The sequence below is a fragment of the Lactiplantibacillus dongliensis genome, from assembly GCF_005405105.1.
Taxonomy (GTDB): Bacteria; Bacillota; Bacilli; order Lactobacillales; family Lactobacillaceae; genus Lactiplantibacillus; species Lactiplantibacillus dongliensis.
Genome location: NZ_BJDK01000029.1, coordinates 42,864 through 48,863, shown reverse-complemented (window position 1 = coordinate 48,863; position 6,000 = coordinate 42,864). Strand labels below are relative to the sequence as shown.

Annotated in this window: 6 protein-coding genes; 5 read left to right on the top strand and 1 reads right to left on the bottom strand. The window is 44.5% G+C overall.

Features of this window, described 5'->3' with window-relative positions; genetic code table 11:
- The first annotated feature begins 213 nt into the window (after window positions 1–213).
- From FFM80_RS10905 to FFM80_RS10885, 5 genes are all read left to right on the top strand, one after another.
- Entirely contained in the window at window positions 214–954 is a 741-nt protein-coding gene (locus FFM80_RS10905) for an amino acid ABC transporter ATP-binding protein (RefSeq protein WP_137640818.1), read from the top strand.
- 21 nt (window positions 955–975) lie between these two features.
- A complete protein-coding gene (locus tag FFM80_RS10900; protein WP_137640817.1) occupies window positions 976–1,812 on the top strand; it encodes a glutamate ABC transporter substrate-binding protein in 837 nt (278 codons plus the stop codon).
- The gene (locus FFM80_RS10895; RefSeq protein WP_137640816.1) at window positions 1,812–2,453 is read left to right on the top strand and encodes an amino acid ABC transporter permease; all 642 of its coding nucleotides are present in this window, start codon (window positions 1,812–1,814) and stop codon (window positions 2,451–2,453) included. Before FFM80_RS10900 ends, FFM80_RS10895 begins: the two co-directional genes overlap by 1 nt.
- Before the next feature lie 17 nt (window positions 2,454–2,470).
- Window positions 2,471–3,124, top strand: coding sequence for an amino acid ABC transporter permease (locus FFM80_RS10890; RefSeq protein WP_137635964.1), 654 nt, complete (start codon window positions 2,471–2,473; stop codon window positions 3,122–3,124).
- A 447-nt stretch (window positions 3,125–3,571) separates the two neighbouring features.
- Window positions 3,572–4,342 (top strand): formate/nitrite transporter family protein, encoded by a 771-nt coding sequence (locus FFM80_RS10885; RefSeq protein WP_137640815.1) that lies wholly within the window; start codon window positions 3,572–3,574, stop codon window positions 4,340–4,342.
- Window positions 4,343–4,540: 198 nt separating this feature from the next.
- On the opposite strand, the gene FFM80_RS10880 is transcribed toward FFM80_RS10885, so the two are convergent.
- Complete coding sequence (locus tag FFM80_RS10880) at window positions 4,541–5,866, bottom strand: APC family permease (protein WP_137640814.1); 1,326 nt, start codon at window positions 5,864–5,866, stop codon at window positions 4,541–4,543.
- Between the last annotated feature and the right edge of the window lie 134 nt (window positions 5,867–6,000).

Below are 6,000 nucleotides of genomic sequence, written 5' to 3'. Positions count from 1 at the left end.
AGCGCCTTGAGACGCTGGCCAGTACATAGGGCTTATAGCCCTGGAGCAAACCACCCGTTTTACGGGTGGTTATGATTTTGACAAAATGACTAATTATGTATTAAACTATTTAAATAGCATTAACGAAGAATAAGAATTCTTTAACATCAAATATTAATGCAATAATTCTAAACGTCAGTCTCAGACTGATTGGAAAGCGAAGGTGACTGTTATATGTCAATGATCGAATTTCACAACGTCGAAAAGTATTATGGTGATTTTCACGCCCTCACGAATATTAATTTAACGATTAATGAAGGTGAAAAGGTTGTTTTGATCGGGCCGTCTGGTTCCGGGAAGAGTACCTTGATTCGAACCGTTAATGGGTTGGAACGGGTTCAGTCAGGACAGTTGCTAGTTAATGGTTTTGATTTGGCGGACAAGAAGACCGACATGAATAAGATTCGTAAAAACGTCGGCATGGTCTTCCAACATTTTAATTTATATGCGAATAAAACTGTTTTAGAAAATATTATGATTGCACCGCGACTCGTCTTAAAACGACCAGAAGCTGAAAATAAAAAGTTAGCGATGGATTTACTGGACAGTGTTGGTCTGGCTGATAAAGCCGGTAATTTACCAAGCCAACTCTCCGGGGGCCAATCACAACGTATCGCGATTGCGCGGTCGCTTGCGATGAAGCCTAAATGTTTGTTATTTGACGAACCAACTTCTGCACTTGATCCAGAAATGATCGATGATGTGTTGAACGTAATGAAAAACGTCGCAGCTGATTCCAGTATGACAATGCTCGTTGTGACCCATGAAATGGGCTTCGCGCGTGAAGTTGCCGATCGCGTGGTCTTTATGGCGGATGGTCAGATTTTGGAAGATGACCGGAAAGAACAATTCTTTGATGGCGAACCGACCAATGAACGGGCCCGTCAATTCTTAAGCAAAATTATTACACACTAAGCAGCCAGGGGAGGTTATTTGATGAAAAAGTTAAAACGTTACCTGGGCGTGCTCGGCATGTTGGGCGTCTTAACGCTCGTCTTAACCGCATGCGGTGGTCGCAAATCGTTATCACAACAAGATGTTTTAACGAATGATCGGACCAGCAATACGATTACTTGGGGCGTCAAAGCCGACACCAAGCTGTTTGGGTTAATGGACGTTCAGGACAATACGATTAAGGGATTCGATGCCGATGTGGCGACGGCCATTACGAAACAGATCTTAGGTAAAAATGGCAAAACCAAGTTTGTGCAAGTTACAAGTCAAACCCGGATTCCGTTGTTAAAGAATGGGAATATCGATGCGATTATCGCAACGATGACGATTAGTCCGGAACGGAAGAAGCAAGTTGATTTCTCGGACTCCTACTTCGATGCCGGCCAAGCCTTATTAGTCAAAAAGGGCAGTGCTGTGAAGTCGGTCAAAGATTTGAATAAAGCCGGCACTAAGGTCCTAGGAGTAACGGGTTCTAGTTCAGTTGCGAATATTAGAAAGTTCGCCCCTAAAGCTAAAGTCCTGGAATTATCAGATTACGCGCAAGCGATGACCGCCCTTAAGTCTGGTCAAGGGGTCGCGTTAACGACTGATAATGGGATCTTGTATGGGATGGCGACTGAAAACCCTGGTTACGAAGTCGTCGGGGGCACGTTTACCAAAGAACCTTATGGGATTGCCATCAATAAAGGGCAAGCACCATTCAAAAATAAAGTGAATGCAGCACTTAAAGAAATCGAAGCTAATGGGACTTATAACCGTTTATTGAAGAAATGGTTCGGAAATGTCACTGGCTTCAACTATAAGGAGGCGTCGCGCTAATGGCTTACATTCTAACGCACTACTGGTCAGAGTTGATTCAGGGGCTCGGCTATACCTTATTATCCAGTGTGATTGCACTGGTTTTCAGTACCGTCATTGGAACGATGTTTGCGATTTTTGAAGTCTTGCCGAATCGGGCGATGCGGATTATTGGTCGGATTTATATTGAAATTTTCCGGAATATCCCATTGCTAGTGATTGCGATGTTCTTCTATGTCATCATTCCGATGTATGTGGCCAAGATTGATGGTTTCACGGCCGGGACGATTGGGTTGACGATCTATACGTCGTCCTTTATCGCCGAAACGGTCCGAGCCGGAATTCAATCGGTTGATAACGGTCAGATGGAAGGTGCCCGTTCGAACGGGTTAACTTACTGGCAAGCGATGCGCTATATCGTGTTGCCGCAAGCCTTTAAGATTGTGATTCCGCCGTTGGGTAACCAGTTCATCAACTTGGTGAAGAATTCATCCGTGTTAGCTTTCGTGGCCGGATTCGACTTGATGTACCAAGGTAACTCGATCGCGTCGTTATCACTCGATACGATTAATAGTTACGTGGTCGTTGGGTTATTCTACTTAGTAATCACGTTACCACTCAGTTATTACATGCAGCATTTAGAAAAACGGTTAGCTAATTAAAAAGGAGGCGGCGTTGAATGCAAAACTTTATTGAAGCCTATTCGTGGGTCAACATGCGTTTCTTGCTGGAAGGCCTCTGGGTGACCGTCGAAGTGTCGATTATCTCGATTATTGCCAGCTTTATTATTGGTTCAATTTTGGGTGTCTTACGCTATGTTAAGATTAAATACTTATCAAGAGTGGTAGGCTTTGTAGTTGATATTGTGCGGAACTTACCGTTGATTTTGATCATCTTCTTCACTTACTTCGGCCTACCACATCTGGGGTTTAAACCTGGGATCATCTTTGCGGCCGTCTTGGCGATGACAATCTTCGAATCCGCAATGTTGGCAGAAATCATTCGTTCCGGGATTTTGGCTGTTGATTACGGTCAAATGGAAGGGGCGCGGGCTAACGGGATGTCTTATGTTCAAGCCCTCTGGCACATTGTCTTTCCACAAGCGATTAAGAAGACGATTCCGACGATTGTGAGTCAGTTTATCTCACTGATTAAGGATACGTCATTGGCCACGATTATCGTGTTGCCAGAATTACTGAACCATGCTCAGATTATTTACGGGCAAAACTCCGCGTACATTATTCCAATGTTTGTCATGATTGCGGTCATGTACTTCATTATTTGTTACGCGTTGTCGGTCTTATCACGGGTATTGGACAAGAAATTAGCATAAGCAGTTGCGAGCGTTCTGGGGCGATGACCTTGGAACGTTTTTTATTGGATTTGAATTGCCGTTTGGGTTGGTTCAGCATCGGCAGGAACGTGGTGACCACGTTTATTGCTAGCTATCAGAAGCTGATAAATAATTCCCCATAGCTATTGGAATGACTAGTAACCAAAGTCAACAGTGGCTGCTAGATTCAGTGTCAGAGTGATGAATGTCGAGACGCATGCGTAAAAGTGACTGACATTTAGTTTCGTTAAGTTGCCTAACAAGGGCGAAGCAAGGTGTGCCATAGTATATTGTGTTATTCCGAGCAAAAGGGCAAATATCATTTTAACTTATAACCTGACTAATTGACTGAAATGTTGAAATTAGTATGATTACCTATTCCAATTGAAAACGCTTTCATATATAATAGTGGCATATTGAGCAAAAAGCTACTAAGGGGATGCTAAGATGTTTAGTCCAGAAGAAATATTAACGCAGAGTATAGCCAAAGGAACCGCCAAGACCCAACGTTCACTGTTCACCAAGTTCCTGTTAGGGATGATTGGTGGGGCTTTGATTGGGATTAGCTTTCTGGCTAACGTCCGCGTGTCGGCGTCGATTCCAGCTAGTTTGGGAAGTGTCGCAACCTTGGTCGGGGCGACCGTCTTTCCAATTGGGTTGGTAATGATTTGCTTGGCCGGGGGGGAGTTAGCGACTGGAAATATGATGACGATCAGTACGGCGATGTATGCTAAGAAGATTAGTATCGGTAAGTATGTCGTTAATTTACTAGAGATTACCGTAGCTAACTTGGTCGGGGCAATCTTAGTGGCCTATTTCTTTGGGCACTTTGTCGGGTTGACGCACATTGGGGTCTTTAAGACGACTTTGATTACTATGGCACAATCCAAAGTCACCGCGTCGTTTTGGCAGAGTTTTGTGTCCGGTATTGGCTGTAACTGGCTAGTGGGCTTAGCGGTCTGGATGTCATTTGGGGCCAAAGATGCGGCTGGCAAAATTTTAGGCGTTTGGTTCCCAACGATGATCTTTGTCGCGGCTGGCTTCCAACATAGTATTGCCAATTGTTTCTTGATTCCGGCCGCCGTTTTCGAAGGTGGCGCGACTTGGGGTCAATTTATTAGTAACCTAATTCCCGTTTACCTTGGTAATATTGTCGGAGGTGCCATTATTGTGGGTGCAGTCTATTACTTGAGTTTTAAAGCGAAAGCAACTAAATAGCGTCAACGTTTGGTTAAAATATCACTCTGGTTGGGCCCAGCACTAGCTAACGAGTATTTAAAAACTTACGATTGATTAGTTTTAGTTCAGCCATTTAGCCGAGCGTTTTAGGAATCAACTGGCAGGTGATATTAGCTAGCACCAAGCGTAGAGACACAAAAAGGTCATCCGAGTGGATGGCCTTTTTATGTGCCGTGTTTAGGCGGTTTGATGTTGTTTGTAGTAATAAATTGGAATCCCTACGAGGACGATGATGAACGATAATAAGACGCCCGGTAGATCGGAGCCAATCTCACTGACAATCACGAACAGCGCCCCGAGAATCGCGATAATGGGCGTTACTGGAAAGCCTGGTGTTGAGAATGGCCGGACACGGTCATGATTTCGTTTGCGGAGCAAGAAGACGCCGACAAACGTTGCGACATAGAAGCAATAGACTGTAAAGATACATAAATCAGATAACCGGTCAGGATTGAAGAATGAAATCATAATGCTGGCTAAAATCAAAATCACAATTGTCGCCACAATTGGTTCGTGTGACTGGCGATTGATATAACGCAGTTGCTTAGAGAAAGGCAATTGATTCCGTTCCGCCATGGCATACATGATACGGGGGAACGTCATGATCTTCCCATTCAGACAACCGACCATCGACACAATGACGCCAATATTTAAGAGGCGCCCGCCAATAGTTCCGAAGGCGGCTTGAGCAAAGTAGACAGTCGTTTGTTGACCTAAAGCGTGAATCTTGGCAGCGGGGATAAAGTGTAAAATCCCATAAGTTACTAACGTATACGCAATCAAAACGAGTGAGATGCCTAAGATAATGGCTTGGGGCAAGACTTTTTGTGGTTCTTTAATCTCACCGCCCAAGTTGGCGACTAGAATCCAGCCATCATAGGCGAACAGGGTGGCTAGAACCGCGACCCCAAAACTACCTGTTGATTGGGTAACGGTCTTTAAAGATTGACCGAACGCATTTTGATCACCGAAGAACAAACCAAAGATGATAATGGCCGCAATCGGTAGTAATTTACCCAAAGTAGTGACAATTTGAAAAGCGGCGCCCCAGCGATTTTCAAACATATTTAAAACACCGATGAGGATGATGACCCCAATCGCTAGTGGGGCTTGCCACCAACTGGCTAAGTGGAAGAATCCAACTAATAAGATACCTAAGTAAGACGCAATTGAAGCAATAATCGCGGGACCATAGATGGAGACTTGCATCCACCCGGATAAGAAGCCCCAAATCTTCCCGTAGATTTTTTCCATATAAACATAGAGCCCACCAGTATGGGGCATTTGTGCCCCAACTTCGGCGATGGTCAGCCCGGCGGTTAAGGTGATGACCCCACCGAGTAACCAGGCTAATAGCGCGTTAGTCGTTGAACCGGCACTGTCTAAAACGGATGATTGCTTGAAGAAAATCCCGGACCCAATAACGGTCCCCACGACTAAGGATAACGCCGACCAGAATCCGAGCGAGCGATTCAGGGTTGGTGCTGTTTTTTCAGATGACATGCCTGCACGACCTCACTTTCGCTGTAGAAGCCAGCGTAAATAATTGAATGCATTTAGCATACCAAATAATACGGTTGGTGACAATTAGAAATCACGCGAAAAGGGGCATTTTTAAGCTGAATTACGAACTAATA

Excerpts from the sequence above, each read along its gene's own strand:
- FFM80_RS10905 (WP_137640818.1), top strand. The coding sequence starts at position 214 with ATGTCAATGATCGAATTTCACAACGTCGAAAAGTATTATGGTGATTTT.
- FFM80_RS10895 (WP_137640816.1), top strand. The coding sequence starts at position 1,812 with ATGGCTTACATTCTAACGCACTACTGGTCAGAGTTGATTCAGGGGCTC.
- FFM80_RS10885 (WP_137640815.1), top strand. The coding sequence starts at position 3,572 with ATGTTTAGTCCAGAAGAAATATTAACGCAGAGTATAGCCAAAGGAACC.
- FFM80_RS10890 (WP_137635964.1), top strand. The coding sequence starts at position 2,471 with ATGCAAAACTTTATTGAAGCCTATTCGTGGGTCAACATGCGTTTCTTG.
- FFM80_RS10900 (WP_137640817.1), top strand. The coding sequence starts at position 976 with ATGAAAAAGTTAAAACGTTACCTGGGCGTGCTCGGCATGTTGGGCGTC.
- FFM80_RS10880 (WP_137640814.1), bottom strand. The coding sequence starts at position 5,866 with ATGTCATCTGAAAAAACAGCACCAACCCTGAATCGCTCGCTCGGATTC.